Here is an 18,976-nt window from a genome sequence, read left to right on the forward strand (position 1 = left end):
CGGTCCGCTCCTTCCGCGTAGTGTGCAACGCGATGGACCGTGCGAGGTGTGTCCCGCCCAGGCCGGAGCGCTTTTCGTGCAAGGCCGGGCTCTATTGGGCGTACAGCCCGAGGTTGACGAACGGCGGGTCGGGAAGCCTCGGGTGGACGCGAAAGGATTGTCCCGGGCGTGGCCGACGCGGAATGCGGATCTGCACGTGCGGCATTTGCCTGATGCCCGGCCGGCGTCGCGGCGACGGGGTTTCCCTGTGTGCCCGGCCGGCGGGCTGTCCGCCCCGGTCCGCGTCGCCCTGGCTACGCGGCATGCGCGTTTGCGGGGCCGGCAGCACGGACTGCGGCGGTAACACCCCCTGGCAGGAGGGACTTTGCGCAGGAGTGGAGGGGGAGGAGCCGGCAGTCTGCCGGACGAGCGTGCCGGCGTCCTGGTGATTGCGTTCAGCGCGTTACGGAGAACCGGACGGTCGGGTCCGCCGCTCCGGCGGCTGTCCTGCTTGGGCTGTTGCGGCGTGGCGCAGGAGTTCGGCCAGTACGGAGACGCCACGGATGCTGCCAGGGCGTCGATCAGGTCCAGATCCTTGGCGACCAGCGACAGCGTCATGTGTACGGCCGCCTCACGTGGTCGTACGAAGGTGTCACGGTTGTACAGCATGAAAGGGGCTGCGGCGGGGCTCTGGGTGAAGGCGTCGTAGGCGTAGGCCCGGTCGATTCTGGCGCGTTCTGCGAGGCCGAGCGCTTCGGCGAGTGCTGTTGCCAGCGACAGCAGCATTGAGTTGATCGCCAGTTTCATGATGCTGCCGGCGCCCGATTCCCCGAAGGCAAGGATGCGGGTGGCCAGGACGTTCCTGACGGGACGCACATGGTCGAGTGCTTCCTTGGGGCCGCCGACCAGGAAGGTGAGTTCGCCGCGGGTGGCGAGTTCGGCGCAGCCGGACACCCGAGTGCCAGGGAGAACGGCGCCGTGTTCGAGAACCCGGGGTGCGAGGGCCTGTGCCGTCTGTGGGGCGATGGTGCTGGTCTCCAGGACGGTTGTTCCCGGGCGTAGCCCGGCGAGGATGCCGTCGGGCCCGTCGTAGACCTCGCCCACTGCCGTGTCGTCGGTCAGGCAGATGATGACGATGTCGGCGGACGAGGCCGCCTCGCGCGGAGAGCTGACCAGGCACGCTCCACATGGCGTCGGTCTCTGCCGCGACGTCGAGGGCGCGCGCCTGGGCGCGACAGTGATGACGGACTTCTACGGAAGCTCCAGAGTGAGAGCAGGCAGACCCCGTACCCGTTGGAGGCGCTCCGCCGGGCCCGCGATGCGGACAGGTCTCCTCGCAGCTGAGCAGGAACTCAGCGGCGGGGCTCCCCGCGGCTGTTCTCGCTTCGTACGGTGACTGCATGGACAGGGACGGGGCGCCCCGGCTGAAGTTGATCGTGATCACGGATGGCGTTTCCGGGAATCAGGCCGCGACGAGCTCCTGTTCGCGGTCCGGCGTCTTGACCTCGGGCTGCTTCTTGTTGGGCAGCGAGAGCCGGAAGACCTTGTGCCACGCGGAGAACACCTGCTTGGGCAGCGGGCCGGTGACGTACTCCAGCTCGTATTTTTCGAACAGCGCGCGCACCTTCACCGCGACCTCGGCGTACCGGTTGCTCGGCAGGTCCGGGAACAGGTGGTGCTCGATCTGGTGGGAGAGGTTGCCGGTCATGAAGTGCATTGCCTTGCTGCCGCTGATGTTCGCCGAGCCCATCATCTGGCGCAGGTACCACTGGCCGCGCGTCTCGCCCTTGATCGACCGGCGCTCGAAGACCTGCACGCCCTCGGGGAAGTGCCCGCACATGATCACCGAGTGGGTCCAGATGTTGCGGACCAGGTTCGCGGTGAACGTGGCGCCGAGCGTGGGGAGGAACGACGGGCCCGACAGCAGCGGGTGGATCACGTAGTCCTTGAGCACCTGCTTGCGGATCTTGCGGCCCACGGCGCCGGCCCGCGCGCGGAACTCCGGGTTCTTGCGGCGGCGCTTGTTCAGGTTCTTGCCGAGCTCCAGGTCGTACGCCGCGATGCCGTACTCGAAGAAGCAGGCATTGAGGAAGTTCCACAGCGGCTGGCCGAGGTGGAACGGGTGCCACCTCTGGTCCTCGTCGACGCGCATGATGCCGTAGCCGAGGTCGTTGTCCTTGCCGATCACGTTGGTGTACGTGTGGTGCAACTCGTTGTGCGAGTGCTTCCACTGGTCGGCCGGCGAGACGTGATCCCACTCCCAGGTGGTGGAGTGGATCTTCGGGTCTCGCATCCAGTCCCACTGGCCGTGCAGGATGTTGTGGCCGATCTCCATGTTGTCCATGATCTTCGCCACGGACAGGCCGGCGGTGCCGATCAGCCACGCGGGCGGGAAGAGCGAGAACAGCAGCACGCCGCGGCTTACGAGTTCGAGCTTGCGCTGCGCCGAGATGACCTTGCGGATGTAGGCGGCGTCTTTCTCGCCGCGGCCGGCGATCACCTCGTCGCGGATCGCGTCCAGTTCGCGGCCGAGCTGCTCGATCTGCTCTGCGGTCAGATGGGCGGTGGGGTCGGTGGCGGTCAAGGTGCTCCTACCGTTCGATGTCGCAGGGGCCCGCCGCGGCGGACACGCAGGTCTGGATGAGGACGCCCGGCTCGGCCTCGGTGATCTCGCCGGTGCGCAGGTCGCGGACGGCGCCCGCCTTGAGCGGTGTGACGCAGCCGAAGCAGATGCCCATGCGGCACCCGGAGGGCATGAGCACGCCGGCCTCCTCGCCGATGTCCAGCAATGGCGTGGCGCCGTCCGCGTCCACGGTCTTGCCGGTGGCGCTGAACGTGACCTCGCCACCGTCGCCGGTGACGACGACGCCGGGGCGGAAGCGTTCGGTGTGCAGGCGCTCTTGCACACCGTGCTCGGCCCAGTGCTTTTCGGCGGCGTCGAGCAGGCCCGCGGGCCCGCAGGCCCAGGTCTCGCGCTCGGCCCAGTCGGGCACGAGTTCGGCGAGACGGGCGATGTCGAGCATGCCGTCCGTGTCGGTGTGCACCTCGGTGAGCCGCAGCTTCTTGTCGGCGACCAGGTCGTGCAGTTCGTTGCGGAAGATCACGTCTTGCGGCTGTGGCGCGCTGTGGACCATGACGACGTCGTCGAACTCGGTGTCGCGCAGCATGCCCATCACGGGCGTGATGCCGCTGCCGGCCGTCAGGTAGAGCACCTTGGCGGGTTTGGCCTGCGGCAGCACGAAATCGCCGGTCGCGTGGTCGAGATGGATCAGCGTGCCCGGTTTCGCCCTGCGGACCAGGTGGTTGCTGACCTTGCCGTCCGGGATAGCCTTCACGGTGATCGTGACGCGGCCGTCCTGACGGTTCGTCGGCGAGGTGACGGAGTAGGCACGCCACAGGCGCACCCCGTCGACGTCGACCCCGACCCGCACGTACTGACCGGCCGTGTGGCCGCGCCAGCCCCGTCCCGGTCTGATCACGACGGTCGCGGCGTCGCCCGTCTCGGGGTGCACGGCCTCGATGCGCCCACGCAGGTCGGCGCCCGCGCGCAGCGGGCTGACCAGGTCCAGGTAGTCCGACGGCAGCAGCGGCGTCGTGACCATCTCCAGCAGTTTCCACGCCCTGGTGCGGAGGGCTGTACTCGTCATGACTCCAGCCTGCTGCGCCGCAAGGCGTAAAGTCCTGACCGCAGGACGTAAATCTGGTCGGCTGAATTGTTCGCAGGGAACAAAGAGATGAGCCATGCAATCCGGAGGGTCAGCGAACTGGCCCTGGATGAGACGACGGTCACCGTACTTCGGGCCGCGCTGAAGAGCACCGCGGACGAGGTCGTCCAGGCGATCATCGACGAGGTCCCTCCCTACGCCAACGCCCTTTCGGGCCCCATGGGCGGCACCATCCGCCGAGCCGTCCGTACCGCTCTGGGGCACTATCTGGACCTCGCGAGCGGGAACGCCACGGGCGGCGACGGCGGTGACGCGGCCTACGACCTGGGCCGCGGCGAGGTCCGCGACGGCCGTTCGATGGACGCCCTGCTCAGCGCCTACCGCGTCGGCGCCCGCGTGGCCTGGCGATGCCTGGCAGCGGGCGCCGTACCGGCAGGTCTGCCCGCCGCCGAGGTCGCCAAGTTCGCCGAGCTGACCTTCGCCTACATCGACGAGCTCTCCGCCGCGAGCGCCGCGGGCCACGCCGACGAACTGGCCGCACGGGGCAGGGACCAGGAGCGCCACCTGGAACACCTGGCCCGCGACCTCCTCGCCGGCGCGAGCCCTGACGTGCTGCTGGCCTCTGCTCAACGGGCCGGGTGGCAGCCTCCGGTTTCGCTGACCGCGGTCCTGCTGCCCGCCGTCCAGACCCGGCCTGCCTACCGCGCGCTCGACCCGAGCACCCTCGTCCTCGACGATCTGCCCGATGCCACCGGTGTGCTGCTCGTACCCGATGCCGACCGATCACATCTCCTGCGGCAGCTGACCGTCCGCGCCGCCGTGGTCGGCCCCGCCCGGCCATGGACCCGCGCGTCCGCCTCGTACGCACGAGCCGCACGCGCGCGCTCCCTCTCCTCCGACATCCGCGACACCGAGGACCACCTGCCCGAGCTGGTGCTGAGCGCCGATGCGGAAGCGTTCGCAGACCTGCGTGCCCGAGCCCTCGCACCGTTGCGCACCCTGCCTGTCGCGACCGCACGGCGGCTGGAGGAGACGCTGCGGGAGTGGCTGCTGCACCAGGGCAGGCGGGACGAGGTGGCGGCGGCGTTGTTCGTCCATCCCCAGACGGTCCGGTACCGGATGTCGCAGTTGCGGGAACTGTTTCCGGATCTCGCATCGCCGCACAGGGTCCTTGAACTGACGCTGGCGGTCGGTCTTCGGGTCGGCTGAAGCGTTCTTCGATCGTCCCCCACCGCGGCGACGACCGCGTCCGCGAGCGGTCCAGGAATCGTTCCTCGTTCTCGGTGCCATCAGCTGGTTCATGCGGCCCGGGTGGTTCATGCGGCCCGGGGAAGAGCGGTATCAGCCAGTTGAGTCCGGGAGATGGCCCGAAGACCAGACCAGGCCTCGGGAAAACCCGCCCGGGGCGTTGCCTCTGAGAAGCGCGGTGCCGGATCGTGCACGGAGGCAATGTCGGCTCCGTAGCGCTGCGCGGCTGGGCCCGACGCGAACCGCGGGGCTACAACGGCGTGGACCTGGCGGACACACCGTTGTGCCGCGTGGTCGTGGCGCCCTTGAGGATCGACACGGCGATGATGCACGGCTTCGTGACGGGCCAGCAGATCAGCCCGGGGCAACTGCCTGCCTTCGCCCGTGACCCGATCGGCAACGAGCTCACCCTTCGGATGGGGATCGGTGAGCTAGAGGCTGCCGCGCGTCGCGTCACAGAGTCGGACGGAGTCCTGAAGCTTCTACCGCCGCGAGCGCCCGCAGCAGCCGACCATTTCCATAGGCCATGAATATAAAACAGCTATGCTTCGGGCGTGAGTCGTCAAGACACCGCTCCCGGCGCGTCCGCCGCCGTCGGGGCAGTCCTCTATGGCCTGGCCACCAGGGCCGCGAGGCGCCTGCCCCGGGACATCAGCCTGACGTCGGCCGCCACTCTGGCCACCCTGGACCGGACCGGCCCGCGGCGCATCACCGATCTGGCCGCGGTCGAGGGCGTCACCCAGCCCGCGATGACCGCCCTGGTCCGGGTGTTGGAGGAGTCCGGCCTGGTCGAGCGGCGGGGCGACGGGTTCGACAAGCGGGTCACGCTGGTGTGCCTGACCGAGGCCGGCGCCTCCTATGTCCGCACGCGGCGCCGGGCGGGCGTCCACGCGTTCGCGCGGTTGATCGGCGAGCTCACCGGCGACGAGGTCGAGGCGCTGGTGGCGGCCCTTCCGGCGCTGAAGCATCTGGCAGAGCTCGAAAGCCAGGACCGCGAAGGGCCGAAGCGGTGACCGGGCAGCCGGTCGGCGGGGGCGCGGTGCAGGCCTTTCCGGTGGCGCGTTCCGAGGCGCAACTGCTGGTCCCCGCCCTGATGTTCGTCGCTCTGGTCGTGGCGGCGGTCGCCAGCCTCGGGACGCCGCTCATCACCAGCGTGGCGACCTCGTTCCACGTCTCGCTCGGCAGCGCGCAGTGGACGCTGACCGTCGCGCTGCTCAGCGGCGCCGTCGCCACGCCGGTCCTGGGTCGGCTCGGAGCCGGCCCGCACCGGCGGGCCACGATCCTCGCCACGCTGGCGGTCGTCGTCGCCGGCAGCGCGCTCACCGTGCTGCCGCTGCCGTTCGCGTGGCTGCTGGCCGGCAGGGCGGCCCAGGGCGTCGGGCTCGGGCTGACGGCGCTGATGATGGGCGTGGCCCGGGACCACCTTCCCGAGGAGCGCAGCGCGTCCGTGATCGCCCTGATCTCGGTGGTCTCGATCATCGGGGTCGGCGTCGGCTACCCGCTGGCCGCGCTGCTCGCCGAGCTCGGCGGGGTACGGGCCGCCTACGGCCTCGGCCTGCTCGTCACCGCCGCCGCCCTCCTGGCCGCGTGGCGCTCCGTGCCCCAAGCCCCCGAAGGCCGCTTGGCCCACGTGGATGTGGCAGGCGCGGTCGTCCTGGCAGCTGCGCTGCTGCTGGTGCTGTTCCTCGCCGGCGAACGGAATCTGTGGAGCCGGCACCTCGCCGTGGCGGCGGGCCTCGCCGTCGTCGCGGTGGTGCTGCTCTGCGTCTGGGCCGTCGTCGAGCTGCGCAGCACGACTCCCCTGGTCGATGTGCGGGCGGTGCGTCATCCGGCGGTCGCCGGGGCGAACCTCGCGATGTTCGTCGGCGGGATCGGCATGTACCTCCTGCTCACGCTCGTCACCCGGTACGCACAGACGCCGCACGGCGCCGGCTACGGCTTCGGGCTGACGACCTTCGTCGCCGGGCTGGTCCTCATACCGTTCTCGGTGCTGGGGTTCGTCGCCGGCAAGCTCACGCCGCGGGTCCAAACGCGCATCGCCGACCCCCTGCTCCTGGCCGGCAGCGCCGTCGTGGTCGGCGGCGGGTTCGCCCTGTTCGCGGCGGCCCGGTCCGACCTGGCCGAACTGTTCGCGGCGATGGGCGTGCTCGGCTTCGGCGTCGGTGCCTTCTCGGCCGCGATGCCCGGCGTCATCCTGGCCGTCACCCCCAAGAGCGAGACGTCGAGCGCCATGAGCTTCAACTACGTCGTGCGCAGCGTCGGGTACTCCCTGGGCAGCGCCATCGGCGGCCTGATCCTCGCCGCGGGCACCGGCCCCGGTCACCTCTTCCCCGACGACAGCGCCTACACCACCGCGGCGCTGGTCGGCATCGGCGCCATGGCCATCACGACGCTGACAAGCCTCGCTCTCGCCCGCCGACGCCCGTCCGGGACCAACCCGTAGGTCCTGTTAGCCAGATGCACTCATCCTCACACTGGAGGTTCCATGCCCAAGGGCTACTGGGTCAGCGTGTACCGCACCATCTCGGACCCCGAGAAGCTGGCCGCCTACAACAAGCTGGCTGCTCCGGCCGTCAAGTCCGCGGGCGGTCGGACCATCGTCCGTGGCGGTCGGGTCGTGGCGTATGACGCCGGAATCGCCGAGCGCACCGTCCTGGTCGAGTTCGACAGCTTCGAGCAGGCCGTCGCGGCGCACGGGAGTGCGGCCTACCAGGAGGCGCTGGTCGCCCTCTCAGACGGCGTCGAGCGCGACTTCCGCATCGTCGAAGGCAGCGACTGACGTGCCGCGGGTGGTAGCCGACACCGGGGACAACGGGGTGGTCGACCGGCGGTTGGTGGAAGGCGTGTGTGCTGTCGGCTGACTGTGGGACCAGTGAGTGCCTGGTGTCCTGCTAGGAGGTGGACGGGGTCGCGTTCACGGGTTCGGCGGGTGTGGGGCGCCGGGTCGCTTCCGTCGCGGGTTGACAGTTCAAGCGGGTGAGTCTGGAGTTCGGCGGTACGTGTGTCGCCATTGTGCTGCCGGACGCCGACCTGGTGGAGTTCACGGCCGCGGGGGTGGCGTTCTCGTGCCTGCTCAGCAACGGTGAGGCGGGTGTCGTGCAGACCCGTATCCGTGTTCCGTGCGGGCGTTGTGAGGAGGTCGTCGACGCTGTCAGGCGGGTTGTCGGGTCGCTGAAGGTCGGTGATCTGCGGGACCCGGGCACCTTCATCGGTCCGATGATCTGCTGTGACCGGCAGCAGCGGGTGCGCGACTGCATCGGGACCGGCATCAGGGAGGGAGCATGTCTGGTCACTGGGGGCCCGCAGGTGCCGGCCGGCCTGGAGCGGGGTTGCCATGTCATCCCGATCGTCTTCGTGGATGTCGATAACGCCATGCGTATTGCCCGGGAGGAGATGTTCGGCCCGGTCCTGGTCGTCATCGCCTATGAGGACGAGGACGATGCCGTGCGGATTGCCAACGACTCGGAGTACGGTCTGTCCGGCGGCGTGTGGTCCGCCGGTGAGCAGCATGCCCTGGCTGTCGCCCGTCCTATCCGTACTGGCACTGTCACCATCAACGGTGCCCCCATCGGTTCCGACGGGCCGTTCGGCGGTTTCAGGGCCAGCGGCGTGGGCCGCGAGTACGGCTTCGCCGGTCTGAACACGTACCTCGAATACAAGACCGTCACCCTCTGGCCTCGGTAGAACAGGGGGCCGTGGGCGCGCGGCCCACGGCTGGAGACGTACTCCGCCGTGTCCACCGCTCTTGCCCCCAGTCCGCAGCGGCGTCGCGCACTCCCCTCGAACACGACGGGCGCCCCGGCGTCACCGTGGCCATGAGCGCTCTGGTCCTCGCCGTGCTGCTGGCCGCCGTTGATCAGATCATCGTCTCCACCGCCCCGCCCCGCCCCGTGCCGCTCTGTGCCGCGTCGCCTGCGACCTCAACCGCTTCGCGGACATCGCCCGGGTCGGTGCCGCCTCGATCGGATCAGCGGTCGCCAGCCGGACCTGCTCACGCCGAATCCGCTCCTCGGCCCTCGGCTCTCCGCCGTCGGGATGCCTCGTCCATCCGTCGTGGTGAGGCCCGCGACAGCCGTCACGGCCCGGCGTATCCCGCACCGTTGAAGACTTTCGGCGTGACCCGTCATCATGTCTTCGGCCCGTGGTGGTGGTCCGGAAGGCCGGCCGGCTGTCCGTTCCCCGCTCGTGGTTCGTCCTGCCGGCCCGGCCCGGATGACTACGGCCACTTCGGCCTGGACAAGACCGAGGTGTCGCCGGGTGATGAGGCTGCGTGCCAGGGGGACGAGGCCGTCGCGAGTTGGAAGTGCCGTTCCCCTCGGACGGCGGGGCGTTCGAGCTGGTGGTGGGTGAGGGCCTGCTCGACGGTGTGGCGTGCCTGTTACCGGTCGGCTGCGAGGAAGTCCTCCAGGATCTCGGCAAACCGTGCCGGCTGTTCCTCGGCCGGGTAGTGGCCGCAGTCGTCGAGGACGACGGCCGTGACGTCGTCGGCCGCCGGCCGCATCGTCTGGGCGGCACTCGCGCCGCTCCACAGCGCGCCGCCGACGGCGAGCACCGGCACCGTCAGCCGGGTCTTGCTGCGCTGCTCGTTCTGGGCGATCGTCTCGTCCAGCGCCCGGTAGTACGCGAAGCTCGCCCGCAGCGCGCGGGGATCCGCGGTGATCGCGTCGACGTAGACGTCGACGGCGTACGCGGGGATCGCGGTCGGTGTGGCGGCCTTGGTGGCGAACTGCCAGCCGAAGAAGAGCCGTTCCCGTCCCCGGACCAGGTCCTCGTTGAGGTCGGTGAGCCGGTTGAAGCCGAACTGCCAGAGCTTCAGGTTGGCCGCGGCCGGGCCGAAGAACGGCGGGGACGGTGTGAGACCGGGGATCACCGCTTCGACGATGGCGAGCCGGCCCACCCGCTCGGGGTGATCGGCGGCGAGGGCGTATCCGGTCCATGTGCCGATGTCGTGGCCGACCACGTCGAACCGGTCGTGCCCGAGCGCGGCCATCAGCGCGACCAGATCGGCGGCGAGCGTGCCGGCGTCGTACCCGTCGTCGGGTTTGTCGGAGAGCCCGGCGCCGCGCGGGTCGACGGCGACGACGGTGTGCCGGCGGGCGAGCGCGGGCATCACCTCCCGCCAGGCGTACCAGGTCTGGGGCCACCCGCCGACCAGCAGCAGCGCCGGGCCGTCCCCGCCGGTGACCGCGTGCAGCCGCAGTCCGTTCACCTCCACGAGCCGGCTGGTGAAGACGTCGAGGAATCCGTCGGGCAGTCGCAGCGAACTCAAGCGTGTCATGCCGGCGACCCTACCCATCTTTGAACGATCGTTACAAGATGTGTAGGCTGACGGACCATGGCAGGCCGCAAGCAGTTCGACGTGGACGAGGCGCTCCGACGTGCGATGCACGTCTTCTGGCGCTGGGGTTATTCGGAGGCCTCGATCGATCGCCTGACCGAGGGCACGGGCCTGGGCCGGGGCTCGCTCTACGGCACCTTCGGCGACAAGAGCGCCCTCTTCCGGAAGAGCCTGGAACGGTACGCGCAGACCTACCACCCGCTGTACGAGCAGGCGCTGTCCGGCCCCCACCCGAGCCCGGGCGCCGTTGTGGCCGCCTACCTTCAGGTCGCTCTGAACCGCATCGCCGACCCGACGGTCCCGGACGGCTGCCTGCTCACGGTGTCGGCGACGCAGTTCCCGGCGCTCGACGCGGAGGGCCGGGCGATGGTCCACGCCATGATCGACGGTTTGCGGACGATGCTGGAGCAGGCGTTGGTGGCGGCGGGGGCCGGTGAACGGGAGGCAGCTGAGCTGGCGTTGTGCACCCTGGCGACGAACAAGTCCCTGGCGGTGCTGAGCCGCGTCGGCTTCCCGGGCGAGGACCTGGCAACCGTCGCGGCAGCCGCCGCCAGGAATGCCGAGGCTGGGCCGAATCGACCGGCCGGAGCGTCGGGGCCGCGATAGGCGGGAACGGTTCCGTCGCCAATCCTCCTGCGTGGGCGGCGACGAGGCGGTGGCGCGCGGTAGGGCTGCCCGCCAGGAGCACCGAGGCGATTCGGATTCGAGGCGTGCGATCCTCCGTACAGCATCACGAGCTGAGAGGCGTTCACCGGCTGGTCGCCGATGGTGTCGGCCGCCCGGCTGACGCACTCTGTCGCACCCGCGTGATCCCGTCGGGCTCACACGCGAGGCCGAAGAAGCCGCGGAACTCGGCTGCTTCGGCAGGGTCGCCATACGTCCACGGCAACTCCCCGCCGTTAAGGATGGGGTCCGGCCGCTCCTCCGGGGACTCGCCGCCGCGTTTGCCGTGGCGTTGGCTGTGGTGGCCGCCGCGGCTCCCCCCCCTCACGGAGGGATCACAGCCGTCGACGGTCGCATGATCGGGCCGGTGCTGGTCGCCCCCGCCGCGCGGTAGCCGATCGGGCGGGCGCCATGCCCGTGTCCGTCACGTTCACGGAGGCGGGAACGTATTCGCAGTTGTGCCGTAGCCGTCGGGCCCGGCAGGCCAGGGTGTCCCGCGGGTACCTGGGAGGGTGAGGGGCGCCGGTTTTCGTAAGGTCCGGTGATTTTTTGTCGGGTGGAGTGGGCGGTGCGTTCCTGGTTTCGCCGGAAGTCGCGTTCGGCTCGGCGGGCGGTAAGGATTTGAGGGCGGAGTGCAGACGTGCCTCGTTGTACCCGGTGACCCGATGGAAGATTGTTCGTTCGGCCTGGTTGAAGCCGGTCCGGGGGCTGGCGCGGGCGGTTTGTTCCGGTCCTGCCGTAGCGGTTGCGGAGGGCCGGGGGAGAGGCGGATTCCGGTGGGTGTCGGGCCGGGCTGTCCCTGACGTCCGGGACGTGCGGGTCCAGCGTCAGCGCGGTGAGTCGGGCAGCGCGATGAGCAACTGCTTGTCCGTCACCACAGCCAGCGACAGGGTGCGATAGCCGACCGACTTGAACAAGATGGTGATCTTGCCGTCGCCCTCGCTCATGACCTCGCCCTGGCCCCACTGGTCATGGTGCACGCGGACGCCCGGCAGGTAGGCGTGCTCGTCCCCGGTGGGGCGTGCGGCCGTTTCCGCCGCCCGGACGGCACCTGCGGAGGCACCCGCGCGCGCACCGGCCCGGGGCCACCGGCGCCGCCGTGTGGCCGCCTTGTTCGGATGTCCGGCGTCCCCGGACCGCCCACGCCTCAGCCCGGTCACAGGCTTGACCACCGCCCCCGTGCAGTTGTCGCAGGCCGCGCACGGGACGGGGACGGAGTCGCCGAAGTATCCGAGGAGGAACCGCCGTCGGCAGTCGGTCGTCTCGGCGTAGCCGCGCATCATGTCGACCCGGGACTGTTCGAGCTTGAGATGCGTGGCGTGGACGGCGAGCGCGCTCTGCACAGCGGCGTCGACGTCGTCCGCCGCGGAGTTGCCGAGCGGGCCGGTGAAACGGCTGCCGTCCCGTCCGGTACGGACGGCCCCGGCCTCCTCCAGCAGGTTCAGTACGGCGGACAGTGGCGTCGCGCCGAGTTCGCAGTCGGCTCGGAGCCCTGTGGTGCTCACGGCGCCTGCGTCGCTGTGCAGGCGTTCGGCGACGCGGCGCAGTGCGTCGGCGTCGGGAGCGCCGGCGGCGAAGAAGCGCTGCAGACCCAGATCTTGCGGGCGGTAGGCGAGGATCGCCCTGGCCGGTGCGCCGTCGCGGCCGGCCCGGCCGATCTCCTGGTAGTAGGCGTCGAGCGAGCCGGGGACGGACGCGTGCAGCACGAACCGTACGTTCGCCTTGTCGATGCCCATCCCGAACGCCGAGGTCGCCACGACCACGTCGAGTTCGCCGGAGCTGAACCGGTCCTGGGTTTGGCGGCGTTCCGTGGGGGAGAGGCCCGCGTGGTAGCTGGCGGCGGACAGCCCGAGGCTGCTCAACTGCTCCGCGTAGCTGTCCGCCGCCTTCCGCGTCCCGGCGTACAGGATTCCCGGCTTCTCCTCGACGGCCGCCCGCTCCACGACGAACCGCTCCTTGGCGGCCGCGTCCTGGAAGGCAGCCACGTCCAGGTGGATGTTGGGACGGTCGAAGCCGGCCACGATCTCCACCGGGTCGTTCATGCCCAGACATTCGGCGATGTCGCGTCGTACCGGGGCCGCCGCGTTCGCGGTCAGGGCGAGCACCGGCGGATTGCCGAGCCGCTCCCGCGCGTGCCGCAGCCGCAGGTAGTCCGGCCGGAAGTCGTGCCCCCAGGACGACACGCAGTGTGCTTCGTCCACCACCAACAGCCGGGGACGGACGGCGGCGAGCCGGTCTGTGACGTCCGGCTTGGCGAGTTGCTCGGGAGCGAGGAAGATCACGTCGACCGAGGAGGAACTTATGCGGGCCCATGCCGTCTTGTTGTCGCTCAGCCGCTGCGCGGAGTTGATGGCCGCGGTGCGCAGCGCGCCGGATCCGAGCAGGCTCTGCATCTGGTCCCGCTGAAGCGCGATCAGCGGCGAGACGACCACGACCGGACCGCCGAGCAGGACCGCGGGCACCTGGTACACGGCGGACTTGCCCGCGCCGGTCGGCATGACGGCGAGTACGTCACGTCCCTTCATCACGGCCTTCATCGCGGTCAGTTGGGCCGGACGCAACTGTTGCCAGCCGAAGACCCGACGCGCGGTGCCGCGCAGACGCCGGGACGTGAGTGAGAGCATCGTTCTCCTTGAAGCGTGAGCGTCCAACCGCTGGGTGTCTGGCGGCTACCCCGGTTCGCCGGAATATCGCCTCGCGCGATCCGGTCGCCCCTGTCAAGACCACCGCGGTACGCCCACAGCGCCCCGGTAACCGACCGTGGAGGTGATGTGGATCCGTTCGCCTTGCTTCTCCGAAGCGGATTCCCGGTACCGCCCCCTGATGATGAGCAGTCAGCCACGTTCAGGCAGCACCGTGTCTGACGGATCCAGATCGAGATGGTGTTGGAGCCTGGCTCGCAACACCGCGGCATCCTGGTGATCAAGTTCCTCGAAGAGCGCCAGGGACAGGGTCCAGGCTTCGCGGGCGGCTTCGGGATTCCGGGCCGCGTGGTGGGTGTCGCCGAGGTGGGCGAGGATGTCCGCCTCGTAGTAGCGGTCACCGATGTCGTGGAAGAGCGCCGCGGCTCTTTCGTAGCAGGTGGCGGCCTCGCTGTGTTCACCGAGGTGGTGGTGGGCGTACCCGAGCGTGTCCCAGGTGTGAGCCTCCCCCGAGACGTGGCCGGTGTCTTTTACCAGGGTCAGAGCCTGTTCGCAGTAGGTGATGGCATGCCGGTATTCGCCCATCACCGCGTGGTCCCAGCCGACGTTGTTCAGTGCCAGTGCCTCCCAGGCACGGTCTCCGGCGGCGTGGAATCCCTGCACGGCCTGCCGTGAGTGTTCCAGTCCCTCGGTGTGGCGACCCTGTTGGGCCGAGACTTTGCCCAGTGCGAGATGGGTGTGCGCTGTGCCTGACGGTTCTCCGAGTAGCCGATACAGGTCCGCGGCGCGTTCGAGATGGGCGTGGGCTTCCGCGGGACGGCCGAGGGCCGATTCGGCGTTGCCTATGTTGCGGTGGGCGCAGGCCTCCGCCGCTCTGTCGGCCAGCCGGCGGCCGGCTGCCAGCCCGGCTGTGTGGGTTGCGGCCCAGTCGGACCAGAGCACCTGCCGTTGGTGGTAGGGCGTCAGCGCCGCCGCGAGCTGCCAGACGTGGGTGTCGAAGCCGTCCTGGACTGCCTGTTGGAGGGCGGCGAGCAGCACCGGATGCTCGGCGGTGAACCACGCCATGGCCTCCTCGCGGTCGGCCGGTTCCTCGGGGGCGACGCCGGGCTTGGCGGGGGAGGGGAGAATCCGGTCCGCGGGTGGCCCGAGAAGGCATTGCGCCCGGAGCGCGGTGTGCAGGTAGTGGTCGAGTACGCGGTACGTGGCCTGGTGGCGGTCGGTCTCAGTGTCTTCGGTGCGGGCGAGTTCGCCGGCGTAGGCGCGGAGCAGGTCGTGCATGGAATAGCGGCCCGGCAGGTGTTCGGTGAGCAGATGCGTGCGTGTCAGTTCGGCGAGCAGGATGCGAATCCGCGTGGGTGCCGCCGCGGCCAGGCTCGCGGCGGCCCGGGCCGAGATGTCGGGACCGGGATGCAGCCCGAGCTGTCGGTAGAGCCGTGCGGCACCGGGGGTGAGGGCGTCGTAGGACCAGGAGAACACGGCCCGTACCCGCGTGGCCGGATCACCGCCGTCGAGTGCGTCCAGACGGCTGCCGGTCTCGCGCAGTTCGTCGGCGAGCGTGGAGAGCGGGATGCGGGGCTCGGTGGCGGCCCGAGCGGCAAGGACGGCGAGAGCCAGCGGCAGGCCCGCGCAACGGGCCACGATCTCCGCGACGGCGGCGGGTTCGGCGGCGAGACGATCGGCGTCGAGACGGTCGGCCAGCAGGGACCGGGACTCGTCCGGGGACAGCACGTCTATGGCGAGCAGATGAGCGCCTTCGGCGGCGGCCAGGCTGGTGAGCCGGTTACGGCTGGTGACCACGACCAGGCAGCCGGGTGCACCGGGCAGCAGCGGCCGGACCTGCTCGGCATCCCGCGCGTTGTCGAGCACGATCAGCATCTGCCGATCGGCCAGCAGACTCCGGTAGAGGGCCGCCTGGGCCTCCAGCCCCGGAGGGATCCGGGCAGGCGGTACAGCGAAGGCGTCCAGAAATCCGCGCACCGCCTCCGCCGGGTCACCGACCGCTCCTCCAGGATCGAAGCCCCGAAGATTGACATAGAGCTGACCGTCGGGAAAGAACTCCCGTACCCGGTGCGCCCAGTGCACTGCCAGCGTGGTCTTGCCCACGCCCGCGCTGCCCGACACAGCTGAGATCACCACGGGTGCCGGGGGCTGCGCAGTCGCGAGGAACCCGTCCAGCCTCGCGAGTTCCTCGTGTCGGCCGGTGAAACCGCGTACTGCGACGGGCAGTTGGGCGGGCGCTCCCCGCGGCGGCCTGGAACGTTTCGGCGGCGCAGGTTGCGGAGGAGCGGCGGGTGCGGGCAGGTCCCCGCGCAGGATCGCCTGGTGAACTTTGCGCAGCGCCGCACCGGGGTCCGTACCGAGTTCCTCCGTCAGGCGCCGTTGCATGGAGGCGAAGCACAGCAGGGCCTCGGCGTCCCGGCCGGTGGCGTGGAGGGCCCGCATCAGTTCCTCGGCCAGCGGCTCGACCAAGGGGAAATCGTCAAGGAGCGCGGACAACGGGCCGATCGTCGCAGCGGAAGCACCGAGCCGTGCCTGGCCCCGGGCCCACTCGATGGTCGCGTCCACCCGTTCACGCCGCCATGCCTGGCGCATCTGTTCGACCCATGGGCCGTCCAGCCCACTCAGCGGCTCGCCGCGCCACAGACCGAGTGCCTCGCCGAGAAGAGACACCCGTTCGGTGTCCGGCACGCGGACGTCGTGGGCCCGGCCGAGCAGGCGGTGGAAGTGGTGCACATCGACCTGATGCCGGTCGGCCTCCAGGACGTATCCGTCCGACCGGCGACCGAGCCGCAGTCCTTCGCCCGACGCGTCATCGAGCCGGGCACAGACATGACGAATCCGGGCGATGTGTGCATGGACCGAACGCCGGGCACCTTCCGGGGGGTTGGGCCCCCAGACCCGGCTGATCAGGACGTCGGTCCCCACCGGACGCCCCGCGTCTACGGCCAACGCGGCGAGCACGGTACGTCGTTGCGGCGGACCGGCGTCCGCCCTCCCGTCGGTCACGGCAATCTCGACTGGGCCGAGTAATCGCAGCTGCACCATGTTGCCCCCTCGAAACCTGCACTGCTTCTACGGATTTTGCTCATATCCGTGCGCTGGGCGCAGTCGGAAGGGCAAAGCGTGACCACGTGGCGGCTCTGTATCGGACATCCGAGGTCGACGGGGGCATGGACCTCGAAAAGCCCCTCCCGCTCGACGATCTCGCGGGAGCGGCTCGAGGTGCTCTGGCCGGACGGGGCCGCCCGCGGGGCGATTCGCGGCGTACCGGAGCCCGACCGCGGTCGTGGTTCGTGCGGGGGCGGTCACCCATCGACCATCGTGGGCCGCAGCCCACCCGGAACACCACCGAGGCGGGAACCTCTCGATGACCAGTACCACCACGACCGTGCCCCGCCTCGGTGCCAGGGCTCGGAAGGCCGGACGGGAACGGGAGATCACGTCGGCGGGCGCGATCGGTGCCTCCCGGGCCTTTGCCTGGCTGCTGATCGTCTCCGGCGCTTTCGGCGTCCTCGCCTCGATCGTGATCACGATCGACAAGTTCCAGCTGTTGCGGGACCCGAACTTCTCGCCGTCGTGCAGCCTCGGCCCGATCCTGTCCTGCACGAACGTGATGAAGAGCAACCAGGCGGCCGTGTTCGGTTTCCCGAATCCGCTGCTGGGCCTGCTCGCCCGACCGGTGGTCATCGCGGTCGGATGTGCGCTGCTGGCCGGGGCCCGCTTCCGCCGATGGTTCTGGCTCGGGCTGAACGTCGGCACGTTGCTCGGCGCGGGCTTCTGCATGTGGCTGATGCCCCAGGCGCTGTACGAGATCGGCGCGCTGTGCCTGTGGTGCTGCCTGGCCTGGGCGGCGACCATCGGCTTGTTCTGGTACACAACCGTGCACAACCTGCGGCACGGGACCGTCCGTGCGCCGCGCGCGGTGGTGGACGGGGTGCTGGAGTTCCACTGGGTGGTGCCGGTCACCTGGTGCCTGAGCATCGTGATGCTGATCGCCACACGCTTCTGGGACTACTGGCAGACGCTGCTCTGATCTCGCGTGTGCTCAGGCCGACCGTGCTGCGCGCTCGTGGCAGCAGGGGCAGCGGGCGGTTTCCGACCCGCACCACGTGGGGGTCTGTCGTCTGTCACTGCCGCCTCGAAGCACGTCGCGGCTGCACCAGGGCGAACCCCCTGCAATGTGGAGCGGCCCCCGCAGGAGGGGATGCGGCAGCGTGGCGCAGGTGGGAGCCCACCAGCCGGATCAAGTGTGCGACGACGCAGGGGTGTGCGGTGTCGAGGCGTGCGAGCCTGCCCGCCTCGTGCGCGGCCGGGTACCTCTCCCGCCCGAAGGGCGGGAGAGGTGTGGGGGCCGCGAGCGCCAGATCCTCGGAGGCGATGTCGTCGGTGAGACCGCTCTCGTCCAGGACCGTCCCGGGCGGGGTTGAGGGCCGAACTCCAGTCCGTCGGCGGTGGTGAGCCTGCCCACCAGCGGATGCGGGACGGGGCGGTGTCGGTCGGTTCCGCGACGGCGTGGAGGCCGTCAACCCGTGTGGTCACAGGGGCGGCCACCTCGGCCGACGCGATTCCCTCCGGCAGGTCGTGCAGCGGGAGTCGGCCGACATCGCCGGCGCGCGGGCCGCCCGATTCGAACCGGGCGGCCCGCCACGGCTGCGGGATCGGGCTGTGGCGAGCAGGGATCGGGTCCGTTCGGCCGGGGCGGGCGCGACACGGGCCATCTGCGAGCCTGGGGTACTGCTTGCCGTGCTCGTCTCCGTGTCCATGCTCACCCCACCCTTCCGTAGGAGTGAGGTTCCCCTGTCCGCGTGCGGACGGGAGGTCGCCGAGTCCCCCGCCGACCGGTGCCTCCGTCCGTTGCCGGGGAGTCCGCATCTTCCTACTGCAAGGGGCGCGTTCGGGCGGCTGTGGTGCGACGGCGGACCGAGCGCATGTATGTGATCGCGGTGGCGAGGGCCAGGCCGACGACTGCCGGGGCGGCGGCCAGCGTCCAGCTCCCGCCGGTGCCGGACGCCGTGGTCACCGCGATGGCCGCGGTGACCACGGCGGAGACCAGGCCGCAGGCGAGGAGGGCGGCGACTACGTACCGGGCGAGGTCGTGTCTCCGGCCGTGCTGGGGCAGGCCGGCGTCCAGCGCCGCCCAGTGACGGACGATCTCCCGTACCTCGTGGTGGTGCTGTGCGGCGGCACGGATCCGCAGAGCAGCCGTGACGGTCGCACCCGCCGTCGCCACGACGCATGCCGTCTGCCAGATCATGCCGACGAAGAGAAGGACGGCGATGCACGCAAGCGTCGTCCAGCCGGTGAGGCAGGCCGCCGCCGCGGTACGGCGGGAGACCGGACGGTCGGTGCCCGCGCGCAGGTCGGCGAGGGCCGGGAGGTACCAGACGCAGCCGGACGCGGTCACCAGCGCGGCGCCCAGGGCCAGGACGTGCTGGGCCACG

Annotated in this window: 12 protein-coding genes and 2 pseudogenes; 7 read left to right on the forward strand and 7 right to left on the reverse strand. The window is 70.4% G+C overall.

Annotation, left to right across the window (positions count from 1 at the left end; genetic code table 11):
• Positions 1–585 precede the first annotated feature (585 nt).
• The 3 genes and pseudogenes from AB0I51_RS36995 to AB0I51_RS37005 all read right to left on the reverse strand — a co-directional run.
• Positions 586–1,221: pseudogene (locus AB0I51_RS36995) on the reverse strand (NAD(P)-dependent oxidoreductase); the annotation flags it as partial.
• Between the two features lie 220 nt (positions 1,222–1,441).
• A complete protein-coding gene (locus AB0I51_RS37000; RefSeq protein WP_362982777.1) occupies positions 1,442–2,563 on the reverse strand; it encodes an acyl-CoA desaturase in 1,122 nt (373 codons plus the stop codon).
• Positions 2,564–2,570: 7 nt separating this feature from the next.
• Positions 2,571–3,626: a ferredoxin reductase gene (locus tag AB0I51_RS37005; protein ID WP_362982778.1), complete on the reverse strand. Its 1,056-nt coding sequence runs from the start codon at positions 3,624–3,626 to the stop codon at positions 2,571–2,573.
• 87 nt (positions 3,627–3,713) lie between these two features.
• Between AB0I51_RS37005 and AB0I51_RS37010 the strand changes: the two genes are divergently transcribed.
• From AB0I51_RS37010 to AB0I51_RS37030, 5 genes and pseudogenes are all read left to right on the forward strand, one after another.
• The gene (locus AB0I51_RS37010) at positions 3,714–4,853 is read left to right on the forward strand and encodes a helix-turn-helix domain-containing protein (protein ID WP_362982779.1); all 1,140 of its coding nucleotides are present in this window, start codon (positions 3,714–3,716) and stop codon (positions 4,851–4,853) included.
• Between the two features lie 689 nt (positions 4,854–5,542).
• Positions 5,543–5,905 (forward strand): MarR family transcriptional regulator, encoded by a 363-nt coding sequence (locus AB0I51_RS37015; RefSeq protein ID WP_362982839.1) that lies wholly within the window; start codon positions 5,543–5,545, stop codon positions 5,903–5,905.
• Positions 5,902–7,335 (forward strand): MFS transporter, encoded by a 1,434-nt coding sequence (locus AB0I51_RS37020; protein WP_362982780.1) that lies wholly within the window; start codon positions 5,902–5,904, stop codon positions 7,333–7,335. The genes AB0I51_RS37015 and AB0I51_RS37020 overlap by 4 nt, the downstream gene beginning before the upstream one ends.
• 42 nt (positions 7,336–7,377) lie before the next feature.
• Entirely contained in the window at positions 7,378–7,671 is a 294-nt protein-coding gene (locus AB0I51_RS37025; RefSeq protein WP_362982781.1) for a DUF1330 domain-containing protein, read from the forward strand.
• Positions 7,643–8,576, forward strand: a pseudogene (locus AB0I51_RS37030) (aldehyde dehydrogenase family protein); the annotation flags it as partial. The gene AB0I51_RS37025 and the pseudogene AB0I51_RS37030, both read left to right, overlap by 29 nt.
• Before the next feature lie 694 nt (positions 8,577–9,270).
• Here the strand turns inward: AB0I51_RS37030 and AB0I51_RS37035 are convergent.
• Positions 9,271–10,170 (reverse strand): alpha/beta hydrolase, encoded by a 900-nt coding sequence (locus tag AB0I51_RS37035; RefSeq protein ID WP_362982782.1) that lies wholly within the window; start codon positions 10,168–10,170, stop codon positions 9,271–9,273.
• A 57-nt stretch (positions 10,171–10,227) separates the two neighbouring features.
• Here AB0I51_RS37035 and AB0I51_RS37040 point away from each other — a divergent pair, with 57 nt between their 5' ends.
• On the forward strand, positions 10,228–10,836 hold the full coding sequence (locus AB0I51_RS37040; protein WP_362982783.1) for a TetR/AcrR family transcriptional regulator: 609 nt from the start codon (positions 10,228–10,230) through the stop codon (positions 10,834–10,836).
• Between the two features lie 884 nt (positions 10,837–11,720).
• Here the strand turns inward: AB0I51_RS37040 and AB0I51_RS37045 are convergent.
• On the reverse strand, positions 11,721–13,517 hold the full coding sequence (locus AB0I51_RS37045) for a RecQ family ATP-dependent DNA helicase (RefSeq protein ID WP_362982784.1): 1,797 nt from the start codon (positions 13,515–13,517) through the stop codon (positions 11,721–11,723).
• A 210-nt stretch (positions 13,518–13,727) separates the two neighbouring features.
• Positions 13,728–16,541 carry a BTAD domain-containing putative transcriptional regulator gene (locus tag AB0I51_RS37050; RefSeq protein ID WP_362982785.1) on the reverse strand — a complete coding sequence of 938 codons (2,814 nt, stop codon included), beginning with the start codon at positions 16,539–16,541 and terminating at the stop codon, positions 13,728–13,730.
• A gap of 361 nt (positions 16,542–16,902) precedes the next feature.
• On the opposite strand from AB0I51_RS37050, the gene AB0I51_RS37055 reads away from it, so the two are divergent.
• Positions 16,903–17,568, forward strand: a complete 666-nt coding sequence (locus tag AB0I51_RS37055; RefSeq protein ID WP_362982786.1) for a vitamin K epoxide reductase family protein — start codon at positions 16,903–16,905, stop codon at positions 17,566–17,568.
• An 843-nt stretch (positions 17,569–18,411) separates the two neighbouring features.
• Here the strand turns inward: AB0I51_RS37055 and AB0I51_RS37060 are convergent.
• Complete coding sequence (locus tag AB0I51_RS37060; protein WP_362982787.1) at positions 18,412–18,975, reverse strand: hypothetical protein; 564 nt, start codon at positions 18,973–18,975, stop codon at positions 18,412–18,414.
• Between the last annotated feature and the right edge of the window lies 1 nt (position 18,976).

This window comes from Streptomyces sp. NPDC050549, from assembly GCF_040655035.1.
Lineage (GTDB): Bacteria > Actinomycetota > Actinomycetes > Streptomycetales > Streptomycetaceae > Streptomyces.

Excerpts from the sequence above, each read along its gene's own strand:
- AB0I51_RS37010 (WP_362982779.1), top strand. The coding sequence starts at position 3,714 with ATGAGCCATGCAATCCGGAGGGTCAGCGAACTGGCCCTGGATGAGACG.
- AB0I51_RS37005 (WP_362982778.1), bottom strand. The coding sequence starts at position 3,626 with ATGACGAGTACAGCCCTCCGCACCAGGGCGTGGAAACTGCTGGAGATG.
- AB0I51_RS37055 (WP_362982786.1), top strand. The coding sequence starts at position 16,903 with ATGACCAGTACCACCACGACCGTGCCCCGCCTCGGTGCCAGGGCTCGG.
- AB0I51_RS37045 (WP_362982784.1), bottom strand. The coding sequence starts at position 13,517 with ATGCTCTCACTCACGTCCCGGCGTCTGCGCGGCACCGCGCGTCGGGTC.
- AB0I51_RS37035 (WP_362982782.1), bottom strand. The coding sequence starts at position 10,170 with ATGACACGCTTGAGTTCGCTGCGACTGCCCGACGGATTCCTCGACGTC.
- AB0I51_RS37025 (WP_362982781.1), top strand. The coding sequence starts at position 7,378 with ATGCCCAAGGGCTACTGGGTCAGCGTGTACCGCACCATCTCGGACCCC.
- AB0I51_RS37040 (WP_362982783.1), top strand. The coding sequence starts at position 10,228 with ATGGCAGGCCGCAAGCAGTTCGACGTGGACGAGGCGCTCCGACGTGCG.